The 23809-nt window shown below is 72.1% G+C and carries 23 protein-coding genes and 2 pseudogenes; 13 read left to right on the top strand and 12 right to left on the bottom strand.

Features of this window, described 5'->3' with window-relative positions; genetic code table 11:
- The first annotated feature begins 42 nt into the window (after positions 1–42).
- Both G7Z13_RS26640 and G7Z13_RS26645 read left to right on the top strand, forming a co-directional pair.
- A pseudogene (locus G7Z13_RS26640) lies at positions 43–1988 on the top strand (hypothetical protein).
- Positions 1985–3025, top strand: a complete 1041-nt coding sequence (locus tag G7Z13_RS26645) for a LacI family DNA-binding transcriptional regulator (RefSeq protein WP_166002755.1) — start codon at positions 1985–1987, stop codon at positions 3023–3025. Before G7Z13_RS26640 ends, G7Z13_RS26645 begins: the two are co-directional and overlap by 4 nt.
- A gap of 60 nt (positions 3026–3085) precedes the next feature.
- Here G7Z13_RS26645 and G7Z13_RS26650 read toward each other — a convergent pair whose 3' ends face one another.
- From G7Z13_RS26650 to G7Z13_RS26675, 6 genes are all read right to left on the bottom strand, one after another.
- Positions 3086–4498 carry a cellulase family glycosylhydrolase gene (locus G7Z13_RS26650; RefSeq protein WP_166002756.1) on the bottom strand — a complete coding sequence of 471 codons (1413 nt, stop codon included), beginning with the start codon at positions 4496–4498 and terminating at the stop codon, positions 3086–3088.
- 307 nt (positions 4499–4805) lie between these two features.
- Complete coding sequence (gene manA / locus G7Z13_RS26655; protein WP_166002757.1) at positions 4806–5999, bottom strand: mannose-6-phosphate isomerase, class I; 1194 nt, start codon at positions 5997–5999, stop codon at positions 4806–4808.
- Between the two features lie 270 nt (positions 6000–6269).
- Positions 6270–6608 (bottom strand): STAS domain-containing protein, encoded by a 339-nt coding sequence (locus tag G7Z13_RS26660; RefSeq protein WP_166002758.1) that lies wholly within the window; start codon positions 6606–6608, stop codon positions 6270–6272.
- On the bottom strand, positions 6605–7909 hold the full coding sequence (locus G7Z13_RS26665; RefSeq protein ID WP_166005306.1) for a SpoIIE family protein phosphatase: 1305 nt from the start codon (positions 7907–7909) through the stop codon (positions 6605–6607). Before G7Z13_RS26665 ends, G7Z13_RS26660 begins: the two co-directional genes overlap by 4 nt.
- A complete protein-coding gene (locus G7Z13_RS26670; RefSeq protein WP_166002759.1) occupies positions 7909–8712 on the bottom strand; it encodes an alpha/beta hydrolase in 804 nt (267 codons plus the stop codon). The genes G7Z13_RS26665 and G7Z13_RS26670 overlap by 1 nt, the downstream gene beginning before the upstream one ends.
- Before the next feature lie 168 nt (positions 8713–8880).
- Positions 8881–9051 (bottom strand): hydrophobic protein, encoded by a 171-nt coding sequence (locus G7Z13_RS26675; protein WP_166005308.1) that lies wholly within the window; start codon positions 9049–9051, stop codon positions 8881–8883.
- A gap of 182 nt (positions 9052–9233) precedes the next feature.
- Here G7Z13_RS26675 and G7Z13_RS26680 point away from each other — a divergent pair, with 182 nt between their 5' ends.
- Positions 9234–10082, top strand: coding sequence for a SigB/SigF/SigG family RNA polymerase sigma factor (locus G7Z13_RS26680; protein ID WP_166002760.1), 849 nt, complete (start codon positions 9234–9236; stop codon positions 10080–10082).
- 51 nt (positions 10083–10133) lie between these two features.
- On the opposite strand, the gene G7Z13_RS26685 is transcribed toward G7Z13_RS26680, so the two are convergent.
- The 4 genes from G7Z13_RS26685 to G7Z13_RS26700 all read right to left on the bottom strand — a co-directional run bounded on the left by G7Z13_RS26685 (position 10134) and on the right by G7Z13_RS26700 (position 11881).
- Positions 10134–10613: a hypothetical protein gene (locus G7Z13_RS26685; protein WP_166002761.1), complete on the bottom strand. Its 480-nt coding sequence runs from the start codon at positions 10611–10613 to the stop codon at positions 10134–10136.
- 23 nt (positions 10614–10636) lie between these two features.
- The gene (locus G7Z13_RS26690; protein ID WP_166002762.1) at positions 10637–11359 is read right to left on the bottom strand and encodes a hypothetical protein; all 723 of its coding nucleotides are present in this window, start codon (positions 11357–11359) and stop codon (positions 10637–10639) included.
- Positions 11360–11423: 64 nt separating this feature from the next.
- Positions 11424–11621 (bottom strand): hypothetical protein, encoded by a 198-nt coding sequence (locus G7Z13_RS26695; RefSeq protein WP_240926534.1) that lies wholly within the window; start codon positions 11619–11621, stop codon positions 11424–11426.
- A 59-nt stretch (positions 11622–11680) separates the two neighbouring features.
- Positions 11681–11881, bottom strand: coding sequence for a hypothetical protein (locus G7Z13_RS26700; protein WP_166002764.1), 201 nt, complete (start codon positions 11879–11881; stop codon positions 11681–11683).
- A gap of 185 nt (positions 11882–12066) precedes the next feature.
- Here G7Z13_RS26700 and G7Z13_RS26705 point away from each other — a divergent pair.
- Positions 12067–12910 (top strand): annotated as a pseudogene (locus G7Z13_RS26705) (helix-turn-helix transcriptional regulator).
- A complete protein-coding gene (locus G7Z13_RS26710) occupies positions 12892–13101 on the top strand; it encodes a DUF397 domain-containing protein (protein ID WP_166002765.1) in 210 nt (69 codons plus the stop codon). The pseudogene G7Z13_RS26705 and the gene G7Z13_RS26710 overlap by 19 nt, the downstream one beginning before the upstream one ends.
- A 47-nt stretch (positions 13102–13148) precedes the next feature.
- Here the strand turns inward: G7Z13_RS26710 and G7Z13_RS26715 are convergent, their stop codons facing one another.
- Positions 13149–14831 (bottom strand): cellulase family glycosylhydrolase, encoded by a 1683-nt coding sequence (locus G7Z13_RS26715; RefSeq protein ID WP_240926354.1) that lies wholly within the window; start codon positions 14829–14831, stop codon positions 13149–13151.
- 366 nt (positions 14832–15197) lie between these two features.
- Here G7Z13_RS26715 and G7Z13_RS26720 point away from each other — a divergent pair, with 366 nt between their 5' ends.
- The 7 genes from G7Z13_RS26720 to G7Z13_RS26750 all read left to right on the top strand — a co-directional run bounded on the left by G7Z13_RS26720 (position 15198) and on the right by G7Z13_RS26750 (position 22024).
- Positions 15198–15890: a ScbR family autoregulator-binding transcription factor gene (locus G7Z13_RS26720; protein WP_166002766.1), complete on the top strand. Its 693-nt coding sequence runs from the start codon at positions 15198–15200 to the stop codon at positions 15888–15890.
- Positions 15891–16289: 399 nt separating this feature from the next.
- The gene (locus G7Z13_RS26725; RefSeq protein ID WP_166002767.1) at positions 16290–17771 is read left to right on the top strand and encodes an MFS transporter; all 1482 of its coding nucleotides are present in this window, start codon (positions 16290–16292) and stop codon (positions 17769–17771) included.
- Positions 17772–17883: 112 nt separating this feature from the next.
- A complete protein-coding gene (locus tag G7Z13_RS26730; RefSeq protein ID WP_166002768.1) occupies positions 17884–19101 on the top strand; it encodes a serine hydrolase domain-containing protein in 1218 nt (405 codons plus the stop codon).
- Between the two features lie 177 nt (positions 19102–19278).
- The gene (locus G7Z13_RS26735; RefSeq protein ID WP_166002769.1) at positions 19279–19674 is read left to right on the top strand and encodes a cell division protein SepF; all 396 of its coding nucleotides are present in this window, start codon (positions 19279–19281) and stop codon (positions 19672–19674) included.
- A gap of 82 nt (positions 19675–19756) precedes the next feature.
- A complete protein-coding gene (locus G7Z13_RS26740; RefSeq protein WP_166002770.1) occupies positions 19757–20953 on the top strand; it encodes an ATP-binding protein in 1197 nt (398 codons plus the stop codon).
- Between the two features lie 95 nt (positions 20954–21048).
- On the top strand, positions 21049–21384 hold the full coding sequence (locus G7Z13_RS26745; RefSeq protein WP_166002771.1) for a nucleotide pyrophosphohydrolase: 336 nt from the start codon (positions 21049–21051) through the stop codon (positions 21382–21384).
- Positions 21385–21553: 169 nt separating this feature from the next.
- On the top strand, positions 21554–22024 hold the full coding sequence (locus G7Z13_RS26750; RefSeq protein WP_166002772.1) for a DUF6099 family protein: 471 nt from the start codon (positions 21554–21556) through the stop codon (positions 22022–22024).
- 272 nt (positions 22025–22296) lie between these two features.
- Here the strand turns inward: G7Z13_RS26750 and G7Z13_RS26755 are convergent, their stop codons facing one another.
- On the bottom strand, positions 22297–22491 hold the full coding sequence (locus tag G7Z13_RS26755) for a hypothetical protein (RefSeq protein ID WP_166002773.1): 195 nt from the start codon (positions 22489–22491) through the stop codon (positions 22297–22299).
- A 259-nt stretch (positions 22492–22750) separates the two neighbouring features.
- On the opposite strand from G7Z13_RS26755, the gene G7Z13_RS26760 reads away from it, so the two are divergent.
- On the top strand, positions 22751–23674 hold the full coding sequence (locus G7Z13_RS26760) for an LLM class F420-dependent oxidoreductase (RefSeq protein WP_166002774.1): 924 nt from the start codon (positions 22751–22753) through the stop codon (positions 23672–23674).
- The last annotated feature ends 135 nt before the right edge of the window (positions 23675–23809 follow it).

Below are 23809 nucleotides of genomic sequence, written 5' to 3' on the forward strand. Positions count from 1 at the left end.
TTGTCCGTCCACCTGCCTGAGTCAGGCGATTGGAGCCGCACGATGAAGGACGTCACCCAGCTCACCGAGGGCTGGAGCCTGCGCCATGGAGACGACGTGCTGGAGGCCACGGTGCCCGGCTGCGTCCACACCGATCTGCTGGCCGCCGGGGTCATCCCCGATCCCTTCCTCGGCCGCAACGAGACCGACGTCGCCTGGGTCGGCCGCCGCGCCTGGACCTACGTCCGCCACCTCGGAGACGACAGCGGGCCGGACAGCGGGCATGACAGCACGCGGGACGGCGGGCACGAGCGCACCGACCTGGTCTTCGACGGCCTGGACACGGCCGCGTACATCACCCTGGGAGGCCGCCCCGTCGGCACCACCCGCAACATGCACCGCCGCTACCGCTTCGACGTCACCGGCCGCACCGGGCGGCTGGAGGTCCGCTTCGCCTCCGCCTACGACGAGGCCGCCGCCGTCCGCGCCGTCACCGGCGAGCGGCCCAACGTCTACCCGGAGCCCTCGCAGTACATCCGCAAGATGGCCTGCTCCTTCGGCTGGGACTGGGGGCCCACGCTGGTGACCGCGGGCATCTGGCGGCCGGTGCGGCTGGAGCACTGGTCCACGGCCCGCATCGCCCGCGTCCGCCCGCTCGTCACCGTGGACGAGGGCGCCGGCCGGGTCGAGGTGCGGCTGGACGTCGAACGCACCGCGCAGGGGCGGGGGCGCACCCTGCGCGCCGAGGCCCGGGTGGCCGGCGTCCGCGCCGAGACGTTCCTGACCGGCGACGAGGCGGTGCTGCGCCTGGAGGTGCCGGACGTGGCGCTGTGGTGGCCGCGCGGCTACGGCGACCAGCCCCTGTACGACCTCCATGTCACCCTCGGCGACGACAGCGGCCCGCTCGACACCTGGCACCGGCGCATCGGCTTCCGCACCGTCGAGCTGGACCGCTCGGCCGACGAGTACGGCACCGGGTTCACCCTCGTCGTCAACGGCGAGCGTATCTTCGCGCGCGGCGTCAACTGGATCCCCGACGACGCCTTCCCGTCCCGGATCACCCCCGAGCGCTACCGCGCCCGCCTCACCCGGGCCGCCGAGGCCAACGTGGACCTGGTGCGGGTGTGGGGCGGCGGGATCTACGAGGACGACGCCTTCTACGACGTCTGCGACGAGCTGGGTCTGCTGGTGTGGCAGGACTTCCTCTTCGCGTGTGCCGCCTACCCGGAGGAGCAGCCGCTGCGGGGCGAGGTGGAGGCGGAGGCGCGGGAGAACGTCGTCCGGTTGATGCCGCATCCGTCGCTGGTGCTGTGGAACGGCAACAACGAGAACCTGTGGGGGCGGGCACCGTCGTCTGGCAGCTCAACGACTGCTGGCCCGTCACCTCCTGGGCCGCCATCGACGGCGACGGCCGCGAAAAACCCCTCTACCACGAGCTGAGGCGGGTCTACGCCGACCGGCTCCTCACCCTTCAGCCCGACGCAGGCGGCCTCGTGCTCGCCGCGGTCAACCAGGCCGCCGAGCCCTGGCGTGCCCGGGTCACACTACGGCGGCTGCGGGCCGACGGGACCACCGTCGCGGACGCCGTCGTCGACGTCACCGCGGACCCCCGTGCCGTCGCCCGGACCACCGTGCCGGAGAAGCTGGTGCCGGACGCGGCGGCGGCGGACGAGTTCCTGGTCGCCGACGCCGCCGCACCGGGGGACGAGGATCTGCGCGCCCTGCACTTCCCCGTCCCCGACAAGGACTTCGCCTACCCCCGCCCCCGCTACGACGTCACCGTGGAGCCGGTGCCCGGACCGGGGGATAGAGTCGACGTCGTGGTCAGTGCCCAGACTCTCGTACGAGATCTCCTGCTCCAGCCCGACCGGCTCCGTCCGGCCGCCGCCTGCGACCGGGGACCGCGGACCCTGCTGCCCGGCGAGCGGGTGCGCATCCGGGTGCGGGACTGCGGCAATGTCACCGCCGACGAGGTCACGGCCGCGCTGTTCTGTGTGGAACCGGTGTGAGCGGCTCCGCGGAACGCGTCACCATCAAGGACGTCGCGGCGCGGGCCGGGGTGTCCAAGGGCGCGGTGTCGCTCGCCTTCAACCACAAGCCGGGCGTCTCCGAGGCCACCCGTGAGCGGATCTTCGCGGCGGCCCGCGAGCTGGGCTGGGCGCCGAGCGCCACCGCCCGCAGCCTGTCCAGCCGGCGGGTCGACATCGTCGGGCTGGCCCTGTGCCGGCCCGCCAGGCTGCTCGGCCTGGAGCCGTTCTACATGGACTTCGTCTCCGGCATCGAGGGCGTCCTCGCGGAGCGGTCCTGCTCGCTGCTGCTGCGCCTGGTGCGCGATCTCGACGAGGAGGTCGCGGTCTACCGGGAGTGGTGGCGCAGCCGGATGATCGCCGGGGCGATCCTGGTGGACTTCCGCGAGGACGATCCCCGGGTCGCCGCCCTGCCGCCGCTCGGCATGCCCGCGGTCGCCGTGGGCCATCCCTCCCTCACCGAGCCGTTCCCCGCCGTGTGGACGGACGACGCGTCCGCGGTCGCCGAGGCCGTCCGCTACCTGGCGGCCCTCGGTCACCGGCGCATCGCCCGCGTGGGCGGCCCGGCCGACCTCGGGCACAGCGCCATCCGGGCCCGCGCCTTCGCCGCCACGGCCCGGGAGCTGGGCCTTAAGGAGGCGCGGCAGATCGCGACCGGCTTCGACGAGAAGGAGGGCGCCCGCGCCACCCGCGGCCTCCTGCTCACCGCCGAGCGGCCGACCGCGATCGTCTACGACAACGACATCATGGCGGTCGCCGGTGCGGGCGTCGCGGCGGAGATGGGGTTCACCGTCCCCGACGACCTGTCGCTGCTGGCCTGGGACGACTCCCAGCTGTGCCAGATCACCCACCCGGCCATGTCGGCGATGAGCCACGACGTGCACCACTTCGGCGCCGAGGTGGCGCGGGTGCTCTTCGAGGTGATCAACGGCTCGCAGACCGCCGGCGGGCAGGCGCCGACGCCGACGCTGATCCCGCGCGGCTCCACCGCGCCCGCACCGGGCACCCCGTCGCCGTGACCCGGGAAGGGGCCGCGTCCGGTGCGGACGCGGCCCTCCCGCCTGTCGTACGACGGTCCGTCAGCTCACGGAGCACGCCGCGCCGTTGAGCGTGAAGCCGGCCGGGACGCCGTTGGCTCCGGTGGACGAGCCGCTGAAGCCGAAGCTCACCGAGCCGCCGGCCGGGATGGTCTCCGTCCAGGACTCGTGGGTCGCGCGCACCTCGCTGCCCTGCTGGACGGCCTTGGCGTTCCAGACGTGATGCAGCCTCTGGTCGCCGGGGAACGCGAACGCGAGCTGCCAGCCCTTGACGGTGGTCGTGCCGGTGTTGCGGATGGTCACGTCGGCGTTGAACGAGGTGCCCCAGTCGCTGAGGCGGTAGCCGACCGCGCAGCCCGCGGTGACCGGGCCGTCGCCGCCGAAGACACCGGCCTCCTTCGCCGTCTGCTGGATGCCGTCGGCGCCGGAGAAGATACGCCGCCCCCAGGCGGTCAGACGCGAGGCGTCGAAGCCGGTGGCCATGTCCAGGTACTCGACACCGCCGCCGTTGCCGCTCCACGACCAGCCGAGGTAGCCGATCCCGAGCTGCCGCGCGGTGGACATGATGGCGGCCTCGTCCGGGTCGCCGTCCGAATGCATGTCGCCGAATTCCCCGACGACGAGGGGGAGCCGCTGGGAAGTGAACCGGTTGAGGTAATCCCTCACCTTCTCGGCCGTGTTGAATACGCCGTACATGTGGACCGAGAACACGGTGTTTCTCGCCGGATCCGCGGCGAATACCTCCGCGGCGTGATCACGCATGGTGAAAGACCAGTCCTGGCCCCAGTTGGGGGCGTCGACCATGAGCGTGTGCGCGAATCCGGCCGCCCGCATCCGGCCGATCGCGTTCTTGGTGTCGGCGGTCCACGGGGTGACTCCGGACGTGCCGTTGCCGTGCGGCTCGTTGCCGATGTTGAGGATGACGTACTTCTCCTGACCCCTGACCGCGTCCTTGACGCTGATCCAGTAGTCGACGGCGCGGGAGAGGGAGACGGCGCCCGCCTGCTCGCCGTAGCCGGTGGTGTCGTGGGCCTCCAGGACGCACACGAGCCGGTTCTGCTTGCACTGGGCGACGACGCCCGCGACGTCGGCGGTGTCGTTCTTCGCCCAGCGGTCGCCCGTGGCGAGCACCACGCGCACGGAGTTGGCGCCCAGCGCCTTGATGTCCTTCAGGGCCTGCGGAGTGCGGGCGGGGTACCAGGTGTGGGCGTGGTTCACGCCGCGCAGGACGAAGTCCCGGCCGGTCGCGTCCAGCAGCCGTCCGTCGGCGACGCGGAAGCCCGGCACGGCCTGCGTGTCCGCCGGCGTCCCGGCCCGGGTCCCGCCCTGCGCGGCGCCCGCCGTCCCGGTCTGCGCCGTTCGCTGTGGCTCGGCCTGCGCGGCGGCCGGTGCGGCGAGGACCGCGGAGGCGAGGGTCAGCAACGCGCCCGCGGCGGTGGCCAGTTTCTTCCTCATGCTGCTCCCGAGGTGGTGGCGCGTGCGGCCGGTCGCCGGGCGGGCCCGGGCGGCACGGCACGGCCGGTGGTCGTGGGGTGGGTCCGGCCCGTCCGGCCTGTCCCGCTCACCCGGTCCACCCGGCCGGCGTGGGGGCGCGGCGGCCGGGCGGACCGGGAGAGCGGAAACGCCGAAGTCCCGGGCCGGTGGAACATCCCGCCGCCCGGGCTTTTCGAAAGCGGCTCGCACCGGGCAGCGCAGCGAGGCTAGAACGAGACTTCCGCGCGGGACAACAGTTCGCGCCAAACCGGTTAAGTTTAGCCGTGGTTCAGTTGTCCAGCTCTGCCGTGGTGGCCCGGAAGAGGGTTCCCGCACCGGAGACGGTGACCTCCTCGCCGGCCGCCGCGTACGCCGATCCGCCCGCGGTGAGCACGACGTCGTCGCCGCCCGTGGTGAGGCGGACCGTGCCCTCGGTGCACAGCAGGATCTGCGGCCGCGAGCCGGGCAGGACGCGGGCGCCGTCCTCCGCCGCCCGTACGAGGCGGGACAGCCGGAAGTCGTCGACCGGCGCCGGGTACACCTCTTCGCCGTCCCCCGCGCGCACCGGGCACACCAGCGGCGTCGGCGAGGCGGTGAAGCGGACGACGCGCAGCAGCTCGGGCACGTCCACGTGCTTGGTGGTCAGCCCGCAGCGCAGGACGTTGTCCGAGGCGGCCATGATCTCCACCCCCAGTCCGCGCAGATAGGCGTGCGGTATGCCCGCCCCGAGGTACAGGGCCTCGCCCGGCGCCAGCCGGACGTGCCGCACCAGGAGGGCGGCCGGGACGCCGGGATCACCCGGGCAGGTCCGGGCGAGCCCGTCGTACACCGCGAACTCCTCGCGCCGCGGGCCGCTCCGCACGGCCGCGGACGCCAGCGCGTCGCCGAACTCGGCCAGTCGGCCGGGGGAGAGGGCGAGGAACGCGGAGAAGACCTCCCGCAGCGCGCGCTCCTCCGGTTCCGCGCGAAGCGTTCGGACGTACGGGCCGAGCCAGTCCACATCCAGGGCCGCGAGCAGAGCGGCGCTCTCGTGCGGCGGCCGGAATCCGCACAGGCCCTCGAACGGGGTGAGGGCGACGATCATCTCCGGCTTGTGCTGGGCGTCCCGGTAGGTGCGGTGCGGGGCGTCGAGGGGGATGCCCGCGGCGTTCTCCCGCGCGAAACCGGCGGCCGCCCGATCCGGGTCGGGGTGCACCTGGAGGGACAGCGGCGCGTCGGCCGCCAGCAGCTTCACGAGGAAGGGCAGGCGCGGCCCGAAGCGGCGCACGACCGCCTCGCCCAGCTCGCCCCGAGGGTCCTCCTCGATGACCCGGTTCAACTCCTGAAGGCGCCCGTCGCGCTCCACTCGGGAGGGCGCGCCGGGATGCGCGCCCATCCACAATTCGGCCTGCGGCGAGCCGTCCGGCTCGGTGCCCAGCAGGGCGGGCAGCGCGGTGCGCGAGCCCCACGGATAGGGGCGGACAGTGTTGACGAGGCGGTCCATGCGGCGGGTCCTTCCGGGTGGTGGCGCGGTACCGGGCAGGGGTGAGGGCGAGGGGGCACGAGCGAGCGGGACGGGCCCCACCCTCGGGAAGGGAACTGTGCACGGTGCCTGACAACGTTGTCCAGCCGCAGCCGGGCGTCACGCGCTGGGTGCGGTGAGTGCGGCCGGGACCAGGGTGGGGTGAGTCCGGCCGGGACCGGTGGGGTGAGTCCGGCCAGGACCTGGTGAGGCCCCGGTCGGGCCATCGGTGAGGCTCCGGCCAGGACCCAGTCAGGCTCCGGTCGCCGTCTCGCTGTCCGGATACAGGCGGAAGATCTGGTCCAGGCCGACGATGTGCAGCACGCGCAGCGTGTGGTGCGGAACCGCGGCGAGCGCGATGTCGGCCTGGGCGGCGTCGGCGTGGTTGCGGGCGGCGATCAGGGCGGTGATGCCGCTGGAGTCGCAGAACTCCAGGCCGGCCAGGTCCAGGACGAGGCGCTGGCCCGGCTGGAGGTCGAGCGTGGTGAGCCGGGCGCGCAGCTCGGGGGCGTTGCTGTAGTCCAGGTCGCCGATGATCTCCAGGACGGGACCGGTCCGGGTGTCTCGGGTGGTGATCTTCAGTGTGCTCATGTGGCAGTTCTTGTCGCGGGGCGGGGACGGGCGGGGAGGGCGGCGGGGGCGCCGAGGGCCAGCAGTGCGGTGTCGTCGTCCAGTCCGTCGCCGAACCTGTTCAGCACGTCGGTCAGAGCCTGGACGACGGCGCTGGGGGAGGTGTCGGCGTGGCCGGTGGCGAAGGTGAGCAGGCCGTCGTCCCCGTACAGGGTCGAGCGGTCCTTGCCGGTACGGGCCTCGGTGAGGCCGTCGGTGTAGAGCAGGAGGGTGTCCCCGGGCTGGAGGACGGTGCGGGCGGCGGTGAAGCGGGCCTCGGGCAGGACGCCGACGAGGAGGCCACCGGGGGTGGGCACATAGTCGGCCGTGCCGTCGCCGCGCAGGACGAGCGCGGGCGGATGGCCGCCCGAGGCGAGCTGGACGGTGACCTGCCCGGTCGCGGGGTCGGCTTCGAGCGTGCCGAAGATGGCGGTGCAGTAGCGCGGATCGCCGCCGGCGGCGTACCGCTCGTGCAGCACCTTGTTCAGGGTGGTCAGGGCGGAGACGGGGTCGGCGTCGTGCAGGGCGGCGGCGCGCAGGGTGTACCGGGTCAGCGAGGTGAGCGCCGCGGCCTGCGGGCCCTTTCCGCACACGTCGCCGAGGAAGAACCCGAAGCGTTTGCCGTCGACGGGGAAGACGTCGTAGAAGTCGCCGCCGAGCCGGTCCGGGGAGGCGGTGTGGTAGTAGGCGGCCGCCTCCACGCCGGGAACGGCCGGCAGGCTGTCGGGCAGCAGCGACTGCTGCAGGACGGCGAGCGCGTCCTGCAGCCGGGCCCGGTCGGCCTCCGCCTGCCGGCGCGCCTCTTCGGCCACCCGCCGGCGGCGCAGCAGCTCCTCCTCGTAGGCGCGGCGGTCCCGGGCGTCGAAGAGGGTGGTGCGGATCAGTAGCGGCTCGCCCGTGCCGCCGTGCTTGACCGTCGCGGAGACCAGCACCGGTATGCGGCCGCCGTCGGCCTGCTTGAGCTCCAGGGCGATGCCGCTGATCTCGCCCTGCATCCGCAGCAGGGGCGCGAAATGGGTTTCGTGGTAGAGCTTGCCGCCCACGGTCAGCAGGTCGGTGAACCGCATCCGGCCCACCACCGCCTCGCGGTCCATGCCCAGCCAGTCCAGCAGCGTGGCGTTGATCTTCGCTATGGTGCCGTCCATCAGCGTGGACAGGTAGCCGCACGGCGCGGACTCGTACAGTTCCTCGGCGCTGTCCTCCAGCAAGGTCGCGAACGCCGCCGCGTAGGAGCCCTTCTCGTCGTCGGCGTCCTGCGGGTCGGGCTGCTGCTCGCGGCACATCATCGCAGGGTCGCCAGCCACTCCGTGATCGCCTGATTGGTGGCCTCGGGCGCGGACAGGTGCGGGCAGTGCCCGGTGGCGTCGAGCGTGACCAGCGTGGAGCCGTCGATCGCCTGGTGGACGAAGGCGCCGACCTCGCGGGGGGCGATGACGTCCTGCGAGCACTCCAGGATCAGCGTCGGGACCCGTACGTTCTTCAGGTCGTCCCGCGAGTCCGACAGGAAGGTGGTCCGCGCGAAGACGCGCGCCATGTCCGGGTCGGTGGCGCAGAAGCTGTTCTTCAGCTCCTCGCCGAGTTCCGGCCGCTCGGGATTGCCCATGATCAGCGGTGCCATCGCACCCGACCAGCCGAGGTAGTTCGCCTCCAGCGACTCCAGCAGCTCGTCGATGTCCTCGGCGCTGAAGCCGCCGCGGTAGCCGTCCCCGTCGACGTACCGCGGTGACGGCGCGACCATCACCAGCGCGCCGATCCGATCCGGAGCCAGGCCGGCGGCCATCACCCCGATCATCGCGCTGACCGAATGACCCACGAACACCGCGTCGCGCAGGTCCAGGGCCTCACACACCTCGACCACGTCCCTGGCGTATCCGTCCAGGGACGAGTACCGGTCCTCCGAGAACGCGGACGAGTCGGAGCGGCCCGAGCCGACGTAGTCGAACAGCACGACCCGGTGGTCCGGGGCCAGCGCAGGGACGGTCAGGCGCCACATGTTCTGGTCACAGCCGAACCCGTGGGCCAGCACCACCGTGCGCCCCTGCGGGTTGCCGGTGACGGTGACGTTGTTCCTGCGGACGATATCCATACCGGCCAGTGTCGCAGGTGCGCGGCGCTCACCGGCCGGCCGGTCCGGGAGGGAGGTCGTGCGCGGGAGCGGCCCTTGGGGCCTTCGGACATGCCTGCGGGCCCCGGCCGTACCGGCGGGGCCCACGCAGGGTAAACCTCGTTCCGAGGGTCGGAACTGTGAGTCAGATCACCATCGGTACCAGCGGCCGCGCCCCCCGTCGGCGCTGGTGGAGCGCATGACGAAGCCGAGGAGCCACAGCACCAGGACGGCGATGGCGACCCACCACAGGATCTTGACGGCGAAGCCGGCGCCGAAGAGGAGCACGGCCAGAAGCAGAACGAGAAGCAGGGGAACCATAGTCATCGACCTCCTGGCGGAGCGTGTGCCCTGCGATTCCCTCCTCATGCGCCGAACCGGACCTTGTTTCTGCAGGAAAAGCCGCAGGCGGGAGGAGTGCCGGCCGTCGTCCGGGGTATGCGCGGTCTGCCGGGCGCCGGAGGGGCGCCGGTGACACTTGAGCGACTGGGAGGGGTTATCTCATGACCGCGACGACGACCGAGCGGACTGCCGAGCGGACGGTGGACGTTCCGGAGATCGCGGACCCGGCCACGGTCGCGCCGCAGGACGCCCGGGAACTGTCGAAGGTGTTCTTCGACCAACTGGCGGTGCTGGAGGAGGGCACCCCCGAGTACCAGTACGCGCGCAACACGCTGATCGAGATGAACATGTCCCTCGTCCGTTACGCGGCCGGCCGGTTCCGCAGCCGCGGCGCGGACGAGATGGAGGACATCGTCCAGGTCGGCATGATCGGCCTCATCAAGGCGATCGACCGGTTCGAGCTGTCCCGCGGGGCCGAGTTCACCTCGTTCGCCGTTCCCTACATCGTCGGGGAGATCAAGCGGTTCTTCCGTGACACCACCTGGGCCGTGCACGTGCCGCGCCGGCTGCAGGAAGCGCGCGTCCAGCTCGCCCGTGCCAACGAGGAACTGCGCAGCCGGCTGGGCCGTAAGCCGACCACCAAGGAACTGTCCGAGCTGATGTGCCTCCCCGAGCACGAGGTGGTCGAGGCCCAGCTGGCCTCCAACGGCTACAACTCGGCCTCCCTGGACGCGGCGATCAGCGGCAGCGAGGACGGCGAGGCCGTGCTGCAGGACTTCATCGGCAACGAGGACGCCGCCCTCGAACTGGTCGAGGACTTCCACGCGCTCGCCCCGCTGATCGCCGGGCTGGAGGAACGCGACCGGAAGATCATCCACTGGCGCTTCGTGGAGGAGCTGTCCCAGGCCGAGATCGGCGCCCGCCTCGGCATCTCGCAGATGCAGGTCTCGCGCTTGATCAGGCGCCTCCTGGGCCGACTGCGCGCGGGCATGTCGACCACCGAGGCGTGACCACCGGCTGCTGCCGCTCCCCCCGGTCGGCGGGGAGCGGCAGGGGGCCGGTCAGGGACCGAGCGGGCCGACAGGGCCGACCGGACCGACAGGATCGCCAGGGCCGGCAGGACCGCCAGAGCTGTAGTTGATGTCGCCGCTCGCCTGGAATACCTGACTGTTCCGGCCCACGGCGTACCCGATGTTCGTGCGGGAGCCGCCCGAAGGCCGGCGCGCGTCGGGCAGGAGGGGATACAGCCGCTCGTCCCGGACGCGCTCCAGCTCCCGGGTCAGCTCGGGATCTCCGGCCACCAGCCGTCGCAGCCGTCGATCCCACTCCTCGGCGAGGCCCTCCTCGGTCCGGCCGTCCTGAGTCCGCCGCGCCCGCAACACCTCCTCGCGCACCTCGGCCAGCTCCCCCTCGACGGCGGGCACCCGCTCGGGATGCCGCCGCCGCCACAGGTCGAGCACGGCGGCGCGCGCCTGCTGCCAGGCATCGGTCGCCATCGCCGCGATCAGGGCGGTTCCCGCCGACATGATCACCGGATCCACTGTGTCTCCCCATCCCTCGTGACTCATCGCGCGAGGTGCCAGACGACGGCGTCCACTTCGGCGGCGGGGCTGATGTCGCCCACGATGTCCGTGACCGTCAGCCGGGCGACGCGCCCTTCGTCGGTTCTCACGCACAGCACGGTGCCCTGCCTGACGGGCGCCATCGACGACCCCACGGTGTCCGCCAGCTCGGCGCAGTCCCCATGGCCCGGTTCCCGCCCCGCGTCCTGCCACGGCGCGACGGTGCCACCGCCGGTCGTCATGGCGTTCAGCGTGCCGAGGTATCCCACGGCGAGGTCGCTGCCGAACATGGACGTCCCCTTGCTGGGGGGACTCGCGTCCAGCTCCATGCCGTCGAGGTCGAGCCGCAGGGCGCCCCGCCACTGCTCGCCGGGCGGGGCGTCCGGTGCCGTCTCCGGGGCGGCGTCCGAGGTGGCCTCCGGCGCCGCGTCCGGGGCCGCCTTCGAGGTGGCCTCCGAGGTGGCCGCCGGGGCCTGCCCGCCCGGTCCGCTCCCGGCGGACGAGGCGCGGTCACCGGAGCCCCCGGCCGTGCGCTCGCCCGCGACGGCGTACACGCCCAGCGCCCCGACGGCGGCGGTGACCAGCACCGCCAGCACCACCCAGCCCGTACCGCGGTCGTTGCGGACGTGCGTGACCGTACTGTTGAAGTTGCCGCCGGCCTGGATCACCTGATGTCCCGCCGCCGCACTGTTGGTTCGCCGTACGTCGGACTCGCCACCGGACATGCCGCACCCCCCTGGGCCTCACGCCTCGTGCGCTGGAAGCGTAGGGCACGGGACTGACGGAGGATCAGGTTTCGCCCGAACTCGTCCCGTCCGGCCCCGGCCGCTTGACGCCCAGGCCGGTCCGGCTGCGCGCGTTCGTCTCGGCGAGCCGTGCGCGGAGCAGTTCCCCGGCGGTCAGCGGCCGCACGCGCGCCGGATCCGCGTCCCACTCCCGGCCGCCCGACAGGGGGCGCAGCTGGAGATACGGTCCCTCGTGGCCCATGACGACGCCCACGCGGTCACGGACGGTGTCCCGGACGGCGGTACCGGGCGGCGGCACGCTCACCGAGCGGCACCCTTGGCGATCACGTCGGCGAGCGCGCGGGCCACCGGAGCCGAGCAGACACCGAGGTGGATGAGCGCGTACCCGGCGGCGGCGTGCGTGCGCACGTCCATCGCCGGCAGCTGGATACCCGCGGACGTCAGGGCGGCGGCCAGCGCGTTCCGCGCGGCGGTGGCTTCGTGGATCTTCGGTGTCGGCATCGGCTCTGCCCTTCCCTGGCGAACGGCCTGCGGGTCCACGCGCGGTGAATTACCGTGCGTAGTTGAGGTGTGACGACAATGCCTCCCGGCCGGTCCGGGACGTGCCGCCGAGGCGGTGCGGTTCCGCGCAGGCCGGCGCACGTTCCACACCTTCCACACCTTCCACAGTGCTTGAGGGAGTCACCTTGCCGCAGCGACGCCTCGTCACCGGCCGCAGTCAGGAACCACGCAGGCGGTTCGCCGAGGAGTTGCGCACCCTGCGCTCCCAGCGCGGGGAGAGCCTGCGGCAGCTCGGGGAGCGGCTGGGCTGGGACTGGTCGCTGTTCGGCAAGATGGAGAAGGGCGAGACGCTGGGCGGACCCGAGGTCGTCCAGGCGCTGGACCAGTACTACGGGACGCCGGGCCTGTTGCTGGCGCTGTGGGAACTGGCGCGGGCGGACAAGACGCAGTTCCGTGAGCAGTACCGGGAATACATGGCGCTGGAGGCCGAGGCGGTCAGTGTGTGGCACTTCGCGGTGAGCGTGGTGCCGGGCCTGCTGCAGACGCCGGAGTACGCGGGGGAGCTGCTGGCGGCGGGCGGCTCCAGGGGGCCTGAGCTGGAGGCAGGTCAAGGCCCGGATGGGGCGACGTGAGCTGCTGGAGGGGGAGGACGCGCCGCCGTTTCGGACGATCCTGTCGGAGGCCGTCCTGCGCACCCCGCTGCGGCACCCGTCCGCCTGGCGCAAACAGTTGGAGTACCTGCTGGAGGTGGCGGACTGGGAGAACGTGACCCTTCACGTGCTGCCGTTCAGCGCCGGCCTCTATGGGCTGGACAGCACGGACGTATGGTTCCTGCGACAGCCCGCCGGACACACGGTGGCTTACACCGAGAAAAACGCACACCGTGGCGAACTGATCGAGGAGCACGGCTCCGTCGAGCGCCTTCAACGGACCTACGATGCGGTACGCGACATGGCCATGTCCCCTGCCGAGTCGCGGAAGTTCATCCTGCGTATGTTGGAGGAAGTACCGTGCGACACCTCGCCTTGAACGCCGCGACCTGGCGCAAGAGTTCCTACAGCAACTCCGACGGTGGCGCCTGCCTTGAGGTCTGCGGCGACTTCGACGCCGTCGTCCCGGTCCGCGACAGCAAGCAGATGAACGGCCCCGTGATCATCTTCCCCGCCGCCGGCTGGGGCTCCTTCGTATCGGCCGTTCAGCGGGGCGAGTTGGGCGGCTGACCCGTGCGACCGGCGGGAACCCTCGTCCCCGCCGGTCGGCCGGAGCGTCAGCTGGTCGCGCAGGTGGTGCCGTTGAGGGTGAAGCTCGTCGGAGCGGTGTTCGTGGCGCCCCGGTTGCCGGTGAAGCCGACGGTGACCGAGCCGTTCACCGGGATCGTGGCGGTGTAGGACGCGGCCGCGACCTTCACCGCGGAACCGGTCTGCGTGGGGGTGCCGCCCCACATGTTGGTGATGGTCTGGCCGTCGGGGAACGCGAAGGCCAGCGTCCAGCCGCTGACCGGCGCGGTGCCGGTGTTGCGGATGGTCAGCTCGCCCTGGAAGCCGCCGGGCCACTGGTTGGTCACGCGGTAGCCGACCGCGCAGCCGCTGCCGGGCGTGCCGGTGTCCTTCTCGGTGGTGACGGTGACCGTGGCGGAGCGGGTGGAGCGGTTGCCCGCCGCGTCCTTGGCGTAGACCGCGAAGGTGTACGACGTGCCGGGGGTCAGCGAGGAGACGGTGACGCGGTTGGTCGTGGTGGACGCGGCGGCCGTCTCGGTGGTGCCGCTGACGCGGACCACGTCGTAGCCGGTGACGGCAACGTTGTCGGAGGCGGCGGGCCAGGTCAGGGTGACCGAGGTGGGGGAGACCGCGGAGGCGGTGGGGGTGCCGGGCGCAGTCGGGGCCTGGGTGTCGGGGCCGGTGCCGCCGTAGACCGTGGCCTCGTGGGAGGTCTGCGCGATGCCGTTGGCGCCGTGGAAGATGCGCTGGCCCCAGGAGCTGAGCCGCGCCGGGTCGAAGTCGATGGTCAGGTCGAGGACGGGATCGGTGTTGCCGCTCCAGGACCAGGCCAGGTAGCCGAGGTCGAGCTGTTCGGCGGCGGCCATCATGGTGTCCTCGTCGGGGTCGCCCCACTGGTCGGGCGGTCCGCCGAACTCGCCGATGACGATGGGGAGCTTCGCGTTCACGAAGGCGTTCAGGTAGTCGGTGATCTCCTGGGCCGTGTCGTAGACGCTGTACATGTGGATCGAGAAGATCAGGTTGCCCGTGGGGTCGGCGGCGTAGACCGACTGGGCGTTGGCGCGCATGACGCCCTGCCAGTCCTGGCCCCAGTTCGGCGCGTCCACCATGATCGTGTGCTGGAAGCCCGCCGCGCGCAGCTTCTTGATGGCGGCGATCGTCGGCTCGGTCCAGCCCTGCGGGTTGGTGTTGCCCCAGGGCTCGTTGCCGATGTTGACGATGACGTAGTCCTCCTCGCCGGCCAGGACGTCCTTGAGGCTGATCCAGTAGTCCGCGGCGTGGTCGAGGGTGCCGGCGGCGGCTTCCTCGCCGTAGCCGGTGGTGTCGTGCACCTCCAGGACGCAGATCAGCCGGTTGGCCTTGCAGTCGTCGACGACGGCCGCGACGTCCGCGGGGCTGTTGCGGGTCCAGCGGTGGCCGTCGGAGAGCACGACCCGGACGGTGTTGGCGCCCAGCTTCTTGATGTCGGCCAGCGACTGGGTCTCGCCCGGGTACCAGGTGTGGGCGTGGTTGACGCCGCGCATCACGAAGTCGTTGCCGTTGCCTTCGAGGAGGCGGCCGCCGGAGATGTGCAGACCGGTGGCGGCGGCGCTCGGGGTGCCGGGGGTGCCGGAGGTGCCCGAGGCGGTCGGCGGCGACTGCGCGTGGGCGGCGGCCGGGGCGAGGGTGAGCAGGCCCAGGAGGGTGGCCAGGGCGGTCAGGGCGGTCAGTACGGCGCTTCTTGTCGTTCTCACTGCGACTCCAGGAGTGGGGCAAGAAACCTGCGGGTGGGGTGGGAGGGAGCCATGGAGCTGTGGGAGCGCTCCCATGAGACGTACCCCATGAAGCCATTGCGCCAGGAACACGTCAAGAGTGGCGGAAGAAAGGGGGTGGGGCGGAGGAGGGGTCGTCCATTCGTACCGCCCGGTTTATTTTCAGAGCTTGCAAAACCGCCTGGGTGGTTTTATTGTGCCCGTCGGACGCGTGAATTGACCGCTTTCGCGCGCCCGGCCCCGCAGGTCGGGGATGGTTCGGCCGGGCGCCGGCTCATCGCTCCCTGCGGGCCACAGGAATTAAACCTCCCGGTCTCTTCTCGGTCCGGGAGGTGACGGAGGAGTGCAGTGGCACAGCAGGAGCGGGCCATCCGTACGCGCCAGAAGATCGTCATGGCGGCGGCGGAGCTGTTCGACGAGGTCGGCTACGAGGCGGCGACCATCGCGGAGGTCCTGAAGAGGTGCGGCGTGACCAAGGGCGCGCTGTACTTCCACTTCTCCTCCAAGGAAGAACTCGCCCAGGAGGTGCTGGCCGGGCAGGTGTCCGCGCTGCCCCCGGTGCCGCCGCGGGAGCTGTATCTCCAGCAGAGCCTGGACGAGGCGCTGCTCCTCGCCCACCTGCTGCGCGTCGGTGACCCCATGGTGCGCGGCAGTATCCGTCTCACCGTGGACCAGGGTTCCCCGCAGGACGGGCTGGACCGCAGGGTGCCGATGCAGGCGTGGATCGACCACAACGGGGAGGTCCTGGCCCGGGCGAAGGCGGCCGGCGAACTGCTGCCGCATGTCGACGTGGACTCCACGGCCATGCTGTTCACCAGCAGCTTCACCGGTGTGCAGGTGCTGTCCAAGATCATGACCGGGCACGCGGACATGGTGGAGCGGGTGACGGACCTGATGCTCAGCCTCCTGACCGCCATCGCCGTTCCGGGCGTCCTCGTCCGGCTGGACGTCGCCCCCGACCGCGCCGAGCGGGTCTACGAGGAGGCCCTCCGTCTGCGCGACGACGAGCAGCCGGCCGCGGGTGCGGCGGCGAGCGCGTGACCTTGGCCGATGGGCCGCCATGTTCTCGCCTGGGGAAAACCGCGCACCCAGTCTCTTTCCGGCATGGGCCGGCGGCCGTCGTCGCGCCGTACAGGGCGCAGGTGACCTGCTCGCTGGGCGAGCGGTAGACCGGCGGGCTGACTGAGCTGCCGCCCTCGCCTCTCCGTGACACCGTAAGCCGACTGCTAGCGCTGTTTCTGAAGCCAGCCGGATCTCGTGCCGAGTAGGCATCTGGGCTTCGCTCGCCCGTTTTCTTCCCGTTTGCGCCCTCTCGGTGAGGCTCTGCCGGGAGATGGGGTGCCGTCCGCTGCCGTCGATCCCCGCGCCCACCCTTGACAAACAGCGGCGGCGGTTTGTTTTCTGGGTTCTCGTCACAACCCTGCGAACGGAAGGCGACGTATGTCTGCCGAAGCTCCCGCCCGGCCTGTCGGGTCCCCGCGACGGCCGGGGGTGAAGATGGCACTGCTGGCGTTCTGCATGCTCGTCTTCTCCGTCGACTACAACATCGTCTACGTGGCGCTGCCCGAGATCGGCCGAGAGGTCGGCTTCTCCGCGCAGTCCCTGCAGTGGGTCGTCAGCGCCTACTCCGTCGGTCTCGGCGGCGCCCTGCTGCTCGGCGGCCGCGCGGTCGACCGGCTGGGCGCCCGCCGGATGCTGGTCCTCGCCCTCGCGCTGTACGCGCTCGCCTCGACCGCCGGCGGTCTCGCCACCGAACCGGGCCTGCTCGTCGCCGCGCGCGTCGTGCAGGGCCTCGGTGGCGCGCTGCTCTTCCCGGCCACCCTCTCGCTGATCAACACCGGCTTCGAGGAGGGCCCGGTCCGCAACCGGGCGTACGCGGTCTGGGGAACGGCCGGCGCGTCCGGCGCCATCATCGGCTCCCTGGTCGGCGGTCTGCTCACCGACTACCTGGGCTGGGCCTGGGTGTTCTTCGTCAATGTGCCGCTGTGCGTGCTCGCCGTGGCCGGCTGCTACGCCTGGCTGGCACCCGACGCCCGCAGCGGTGACTCCCGCGCGTTCGACGTCCACGGCGCGCTGCTCGCCACCGCCGCGTCCACCCTGCTGGTCTACGGCCTGATCAACGGCCCCGAGGCGGGCTGGAGTTCCGCCCGGACGCTGACCACCATCGCGGTCGGACTGGTCCTCGGTGTCGCGTTCTTCGCCGTGGAGGCCAAGGCCGCGGACCCGCTGGCCCCGCCGCGGCTGTTCGGCTACCGCGGCCTGCTGACCGCGATGCTGATCATCTTCGTCTTCCAGGGCGCCATCAACACCCTGCACTACCTGTTCTTCATCCAGCTCCAGGACGTCCTCGGCTACAGCCCGCTGGAGGCCGGTCTCGCGTTCCTGCCGATGAGCGCGGTCGCCATGCTCGGCTCCGGCAAGCTGCTGCCGGCCGTCGTCAAGCGCTGGGGCGTCCGCGGGGCGCTGTTCTCCGGCCTGACCGGGGTCGGCGCCTCGATGATCGTCCTGTCGCTGACCATGTCCACCGACACCGGCTTCCTGCCGCTGCTCCCCGCCGTCCTGCTGTGGGGCCTGTTCGCCGGCATGATCTACCCGGCGATGTTCATGGCCGCGGGCTCGGACGCCGCCCCCGACGAGCAGGGTGTCGCTTCCGGCCTCACGCAGACGTCGGCCCAGATCGGCGGCGCGGTCGGCATGGCCCTGCTCATCGCCGTCGCCAACGCCGGCCTGGACCTGAACGAGGGCGCCGCCAACTCGGTCGGCGACGTGGTCGACGGCCTGCGGCTGTCCGCGCTGACCGGCGGCATCGCCGCCGTCGCCGGTGCCTTCCTCGCCTTCCGCATCAAGCCCCCACGGGCCGCACGGCAGGACGGGTCCGCCACCGAGGCACCCCCGGAACCCGAGACCGTCCACTCCGCGTGAAGGGGTGGGGCCGGGCAGGTCATCCGTCTGCTGGTCGGGTCAGGGTGTGATCGGGGATCACTCCGGGGCGGACCCTGATGTACGGGCGCGCGCCCGCTGACAGGGTGAGGACATGACCTCAACGCGTATGTCCCGAAGGGCCTTCGCGGGCGTCGCCCTGTGGGGGACGGCCGCGCTGGCCACCACCGCGATGCTGCCCGCACGCCGCGCCCACGCCTCGCCCGCACAGCACCCGCCGCTCCCGCCGCTCCCGCCACTGGATCCGATCGCCCTGCGGGCCGCGATCGACGATCTGGAGCATCCGCCGTCCACCGCCGCCCAGTTACGCGTGGGCGGCCCGGCCGGCCACTGGTACGGCACCTCGGGCGTGGCCGACATCCACACGCCACGGCCGGTGACGGCCCGCCACAAGGTCCGCATCGGCAGCATCACCAAGGTCTTCGTCGCCACGGTGATGCTGCAGCTGGCAGCGGAGGGCCGCGTCGACCTGGACGCGTCGGTGCGGCGCCTCCTGCCGGGACTGCTGCCGCGCCGCTTCGCGGCTGTCACCGTGGCCCACCTGCTGAACCACACCAGCGGACTGCCCGACCACGTCGGCATACCGGAGCCGAAGACCCCGGAGGAGGTGCTGCGCCACCGCTTAGATCACTGGACGCCGCGGGAGTGGGTGGCGACGGCGACCCACGGTCCGCTGAAGTTCGCCCCGGGCACCCGGCAGGAATACCGCGGCATCAACTACGTACTGGCCGCACTGATCATCGACCAGGTGACCGGCCGCCCGTACGGGGAAGCCGTCAGAGACCGCATCACGCGTCCGCTGGACCTGGCGCACACCGTCGTGCCCGGCGACGACCCGTACATCCACGGCCGGCACGTGCACGGCTATCTGCGCATGACCGACGGCAGCCTGCGGGACATCACCGCCTACGATCCGTCGTCCGTGCGCGGTGAGGGCGACATGATCTCCACCACGACCGACGTCGACCGGATGCTCGCCGCCCTGTTCTCCGGCGAACTGCTCCCGCCCGAACTGCTTCGGCTGATGTTCACGCTGCCGCCGAAGGACGTGCGCATGCTGGACGGCTCCCCGGCCCGCTACAGCACCGGCCTGCAACAGGCCACGGTCAACGGCGTCACGCTCTGGGGCAAGACCGGCGAGACGTACGGCTACAAGAACGCCGCGTTCTCCACCCTGGACCAGCGGCGCCGCTTCGTGCTCGCCTACCATCCGACGACCGCCCGCGACGGCCAGGAGAGCCAGCTGATCGCTCGCGTCGCCGACCTGCTCACCCGTAGCACCAGCACCGAAGGCACGGCACTCGGCCTCTGAAGCACTGAGGAAGCACCGAGGAAGCACCGAGGAAGAACCGGGGAGGTACCGGGAGGACAGCGGCGAAAGACGCATCACTCTCTGTCGCGCACCGTGTCGCTGTTGGGCCGAACGGGTGACTTGGCGTAAGAATTGGCTGGTGCAGGCGATGAGTGCGAGTCAGATCGGGGGGAGCCGGTGAACCGTCACGGTCACGACGTCACCGATGAACAGTGGGAGGGGCTCGCCCAGGTCGTGCCGCTGAGAGGCCGCGACGCGTGGCCGTCCGCGGTGAACCACCGCACGCTGCCCGACGCCGAGACGGAGACGCGCCGCCGGTTCGTGGTGCTGCGGGTGAACGTCTTCGCGGACGCCCGCGAGGTCGCCGAGACCCTCATGTCCGGCATCCCGGTCCTCCTCGACCTCACCGGCGCGGAGACCGAGGTCGCCAAGCGCGTCCTCGACTTCAGCACCGGTGTCGTCTTCGGCCTGGCCAGCGGAATGCACCGCGTCGACCGCAACGTCTTCCTCCTCACCCCACCCGGCACCGAGGTCCAGGGCCTGATGGAGGGCGCAAGCCTGCCCGGCGTCTGAGCCGGCCCACCGGGTCGCCCGATCGTAGGAAGCCCCCCGAGCGGAACGGTTCACCCGCCGACGGGGGGCCTACGGTCCGGACATGGCTGTTTCCTCCGGTGCGTCCACGCCCGGCACCCGCAATCCGTCCCCGTGGGAATCCGGGGCACCGGATCGCCCGCCCCGTCCGCTGCGGCCCCATCTCAGTGAGTTGCGGCTGTCCGCGTTCGCCGGGCATCGGGGGGTCGGGCTGCCGTTGGGGGCGGTGACCTTGCTGGCCGGGCCGAGCGGGGCGGGCAAGAGCAGTGCGTTGCGGGCGTACGAGGCGCTGGCTCGGCTCGCGGGGGGCGCGCCGGTGGGCGAGGTGTTCCGGGAGCCGGTGGCGTGCGTGCCCGAGCGGGTGGCGCCGGACGCGCAGGGCAGGCGCGGGTTCCGGATCGGCTGTACCGCCGACGGGCCCGAGGGGCCGGTCCGGCTCGACCTCGCGGTCCAGGCCGAGCCGGAGCTGCGGATCGTGGGGGAGCGGCTGACCGCGCGCGGGGTGGTGCTGCTGGAGACCGCGCTGCGCGACCCGGCCCGGCGCGTGGTCCAGGCCGCCTGGCACACGGGCGGTCAGGCCCCGGTCGTCCGTGCCCCGCTGTCCGACGACCGGCTCGGGACCGCGCTGCTGCCGCTGCGCGTCGCGGGCACGACCGACGGAGAGCGCCAGGTGCTGGCCGCCGCCGAGCAGATGGTGGTCGCCCTGCGGTCCGTCTTCGCCTGCGATCCGCTGCCCGACCGGATGCGGGCGCCCGTGCCGGCCGGTTCCGGACGGCTGTTCGGCGGCTGTGACAACCTCGCCGACGTACTGTGGCGCACCCGCGCCGAGTGCGCGCGGCGGCACGACCGGTTCGTGCAGGAGGTGGCCGCCGGCTGCGCCGGACCCGTCGTGGACGTGTTCGCCGAACCGGCCGGCCACGGCACCGTGCGCGCCGTGCTCGACCGGGGGGACGGCCTGCGCACCGACTTCGCGCGGCTCGGCGACGGCGAATTGCGCTATCTGGCTCTGGCGTTGGTGCTGCTCACCGGACCCGGTGTCCTGGAGGTCGACCCGCCCGGCGAGGTGCCCGCCGCGCTCCGGGCGCTGACCGTGCTCGCCGACGGACTCGACCGGCAGGTGGACGCGGCGCAGCGGCGCGCGCTGCTGCGGCTCGCGACGAAGTCCGCGCGGGACGGGCACATCCGCCTGCTCGGCGCGGTGAGCGACGCGTCCTGGGCGGCCGGGCAGAGCGGGGTGACGGTGGTACATCTGAGGGCGTGATCTCCCGAGAACCGCACGAGCAATCCCAGGCACCGAAGACACCCGCGGCAGCCCATAGACCCCAGGCACCTCAGCACCCGCCGCGCGAGGGGCAGATGCCTCCGCGTGAACCGCTCGACGTCCGCCGGCTGCAACGCCGGCTCGCCGAGTTCGCCGCGGCCCGCGACTGGCAGCCGTACCACACGCCCAAGAACCTGGTGGCCGCGCTCAGCGTGGAGGCCTCCGAACTGGTCGAGATCTTCCAGTGGCTGTCCCCGGAGGAGTCGACGCGTGTGATGTCCGACCCGGACACCGCGCACCGCGTCAGGGACGAGGTCGCGGACGTACTCGCCTATCTGCTCCGGCTCTGCGACGTGCTCGGCGTCGACCCGCTGGCCGCTCTCGACGCGAAGATCGACCGCAACGAGCAGCGGTTCCCCGCCCCGGAATGATCTGATCCGGTATTACTCTCCGCAGTCAATATCTGAGGCGAATCCGAATTGTTGTCCACAATTTCCGTCTTCCTCTGGCCTTTTGCCTCGCTGACCCTCACTCTGGGTAGTGAACCAGTGGAGTCGGGTGGACGCGCCGAAAGCGCGTCGGGACAGACGGGGACAGCGCATGGAGGCGGTGCGGCTCATCCTGACGAGCAGGCGTGCCCTGGCGGCGAGCGGCGAGGTGCCGCAGATCATGACGGAGGTGTGGCAGGCCCAGGCGCTGGCGCAGGCGATCGGCAGCCGCCTCGCCGTCTTCGGCCCGCCCGAACTACGCGGCGAGGCGATCGGGTTGACGGAACTGGCGGGCCGGGGCTGCGGGGTGCTGGAGACCCCGGACCTCGCCCCGGGCGAACTGCGCGCGGCCCAGTTGACCGAACTGGGCGACGCCCGGCGGGCGCTGACCCACCTCGGCGGACTGCTCGGCGAGGTCGGCATCGCTCTCGTCGGCATCGCCTGCTCCGCGCCCGACGAGGCGACGTACTGGCAGTGCATGGAGGCCATCGACGCGGCGGACGAGTCCCGCGACCGGGTCCGCGAGCTGCTGCGCAGACTGGCGGACCGAGAACAGGCGATACCCCAGCGGGAGGCGGGCTGAGTCCCGCGCTCCCGCGCACCGGCTCCCGCCGGGTGCGGACAGCTGCCCGCCGTGGTGCTCTGCCCGCCGTGGTGCGCTGTCCGCCGTGGTGCTCTGCTCGCCATGGTGCCCGGCCGGCCATGGTGCACCGCCCGCCGATGTGCTCCACGCCGTCTCGCGGCGCATGCGGGCCGTGCGGGGCTGGTCGCGCAGTTCCCCGCGCCCCTGAGGGAGTTCCCGCACCGGAGTGAGACGGGACCCCCGAGTGAGAGCGGATCCCCCTCCACCTCGCCTCACGCCACGGGAGGCTCCGCCCCCTGGCGGCTCCCTTCCTCGGCGGCCCCCGCGGGCTCGCGGCCCGCCGCCTGGAGGTCCGCGTTCAGCGCGGACAGGTTCGCGTTCAGCGCCGCCATCACCTCCTCCATCTGCTGCAGCAGCCCCTTCGGCTGGGCGGACCCGCCCTGCTGCGGCTCGGCTTCCTCGGACATGACGGCCTCCTCGGCCCGCGGCCCTCAAGGGGCCGGTACGGGGGCGCCCCGGCGACGACACGCCGGTGCGGGACCCGGGCGGTCCGGCTCCGCCCGAGCCAACGATCACCACCAGACCGGGTCACTGGCCCGGGCGCGTCCCCGCGCCGCGGTTGACGTTATTCACCCGCCCGGGGACGACGGGGGCACGGCGCGGCGCGGGGGCGCCCACCGGACCCCGCACCACCCCGCCCGCACCCCGGCGAGGCAGGATGGACCCATGGATCTTCGAATCTTCACCGAACCCCAGCAGGGCGCCAGCTACGACACCCTGCTCACCGTGGCGAAGGCCACCGAGGATCTCGGGTTCGACGCGTTCTTCCGTTCCGACCACTATCTGAAGATGGGCTCCGTCGACGGCCTGCCCGGCCCCACGGACGCCTGGATCACCCTCGCCGGACTCGCCCGCGAGACCAAGCGCATCCGTCTCGGCACGCTGATGACCGCCGCCACCTTCCGGCTGCCCGGTGTCCTCGCCATCCAGGTCGCCCAGGTCGACCAGATGTCCGGCGGCCGGGTCGAGCTCGGACTGGGCGCGGGCTGGTTCGAGGAGGAGCACACCGCGTACGGCATCCCCTTCCCGAAGGAGAAGTTCGGGCGCCTGGAGGAGCAGCTGGCGATCGTCACCGGCCTGTGGGCCACCGAGCCGGGCAAGACCTTCGACTTCCAGGGCACGTACTACGACCTCAAGAACTCGCCCGCCCTCCCCAAGCCCGCCCAGCGCAAGCTGCCCGTCCTCATCGGCGGCCACGGCGCCACCCGCACCCCCCGCCTCGCCGCGCGGTACGCCGACGAGTTCAACATCCCCTTCGCCTCCCTCGAGGACACCGCCCGCCAGTTCGGGCGGGTGCGGGCCGCCGCCGAGGAGATCGGCCGCAAGGCCGACGACCTGATCTACTCCAACGCCCTCGTCGCCTGCGTCGGCAAGGACGACGCCGAGGTCGCCCGCCGCGCCGCCGCCATCGGCCGCGAGGTCGACGAGCTGAAGCTCAACGGACTGGCCGGTTCCCCGGCCGAGGTAGTCGACAAGATCGGCCGGTACGCCGAGACCGGATCGAGCCGGATCTACCTCCAGATCCTCGACCTCGACGACCTCGACCACCTGGAGCTGATCGCCTCGCAGGTCCAGTCGCAGCTGTCGTGACGGTGCGTCGGCTATAGCCGGATAACCGAAGGCGCAGGTCCGGTCGGGTGTGCGATCGTATGACGGTCGTCCTGCCCAAGCCCCCAGGATCACCACCCTGGGGGCTTTCGCGTACGGCACACGGTCCGACACCGA

It is taken from the genome of Streptomyces sp. JB150, assembly GCF_011193355.1.
Classification (GTDB): domain Bacteria; phylum Actinomycetota; class Actinomycetes; order Streptomycetales; family Streptomycetaceae; genus Streptomyces.

Excerpts from the sequence above, each read along its gene's own strand:
- G7Z13_RS26650 (WP_166002756.1), bottom strand. The coding sequence starts at position 4,498 with ATGAGGAAGAAACTGGCCACCGCCGCGGGCGCGTTGCTGACCCTCGCC.
- manA (WP_166002757.1), bottom strand. The coding sequence starts at position 5,999 with ATGGACCGCCTCGTCAACACTGTCCGCCCCTATCCGTGGGGCTCGCGC.
- G7Z13_RS26660 (WP_166002758.1), bottom strand. The coding sequence starts at position 6,608 with ATGAGCACACTGAAGATCACCACCCGAGACACCCGGACCGGTCCCGTC.
- G7Z13_RS26665 (WP_166005306.1), bottom strand. The coding sequence starts at position 7,909 with ATGTGCCGCGAGCAGCAGCCCGACCCGCAGGACGCCGACGACGAGAAG.
- G7Z13_RS26670 (WP_166002759.1), bottom strand. The coding sequence starts at position 8,712 with ATGGATATCGTCCGCAGGAACAACGTCACCGTCACCGGCAACCCGCAG.
- G7Z13_RS26675 (WP_166005308.1), bottom strand. The coding sequence starts at position 9,051 with ATGGTTCCCCTGCTTCTCGTTCTGCTTCTGGCCGTGCTCCTCTTCGGC.
- G7Z13_RS26680 (WP_166002760.1), top strand. The coding sequence starts at position 9,234 with ATGACCGCGACGACGACCGAGCGGACTGCCGAGCGGACGGTGGACGTT.
- G7Z13_RS26690 (WP_166002762.1), bottom strand. The coding sequence starts at position 11,359 with ATGTCCGGTGGCGAGTCCGACGTACGGCGAACCAACAGTGCGGCGGCG.
- G7Z13_RS26695 (WP_240926534.1), bottom strand. The coding sequence starts at position 11,621 with ATGGGCCACGAGGGACCGTATCTCCAGCTGCGCCCCCTGTCGGGCGGC.
- G7Z13_RS26700 (WP_166002764.1), bottom strand. The coding sequence starts at position 11,881 with ATGCCGACACCGAAGATCCACGAAGCCACCGCCGCGCGGAACGCGCTG.
- G7Z13_RS26725 (WP_166002767.1), top strand. The coding sequence starts at position 16,290 with ATGTCTGCCGAAGCTCCCGCCCGGCCTGTCGGGTCCCCGCGACGGCCG.
- G7Z13_RS26730 (WP_166002768.1), top strand. The coding sequence starts at position 17,884 with ATGACCTCAACGCGTATGTCCCGAAGGGCCTTCGCGGGCGTCGCCCTG.
- G7Z13_RS26740 (WP_166002770.1), top strand. The coding sequence starts at position 19,757 with ATGGCTGTTTCCTCCGGTGCGTCCACGCCCGGCACCCGCAATCCGTCC.
- G7Z13_RS26745 (WP_166002771.1), top strand. The coding sequence starts at position 21,049 with ATGCCTCCGCGTGAACCGCTCGACGTCCGCCGGCTGCAACGCCGGCTC.
- G7Z13_RS26750 (WP_166002772.1), top strand. The coding sequence starts at position 21,554 with ATGGAGGCGGTGCGGCTCATCCTGACGAGCAGGCGTGCCCTGGCGGCG.
- G7Z13_RS26755 (WP_166002773.1), bottom strand. The coding sequence starts at position 22,491 with ATGTCCGAGGAAGCCGAGCCGCAGCAGGGCGGGTCCGCCCAGCCGAAG.
- G7Z13_RS26760 (WP_166002774.1), top strand. The coding sequence starts at position 22,751 with ATGGATCTTCGAATCTTCACCGAACCCCAGCAGGGCGCCAGCTACGAC.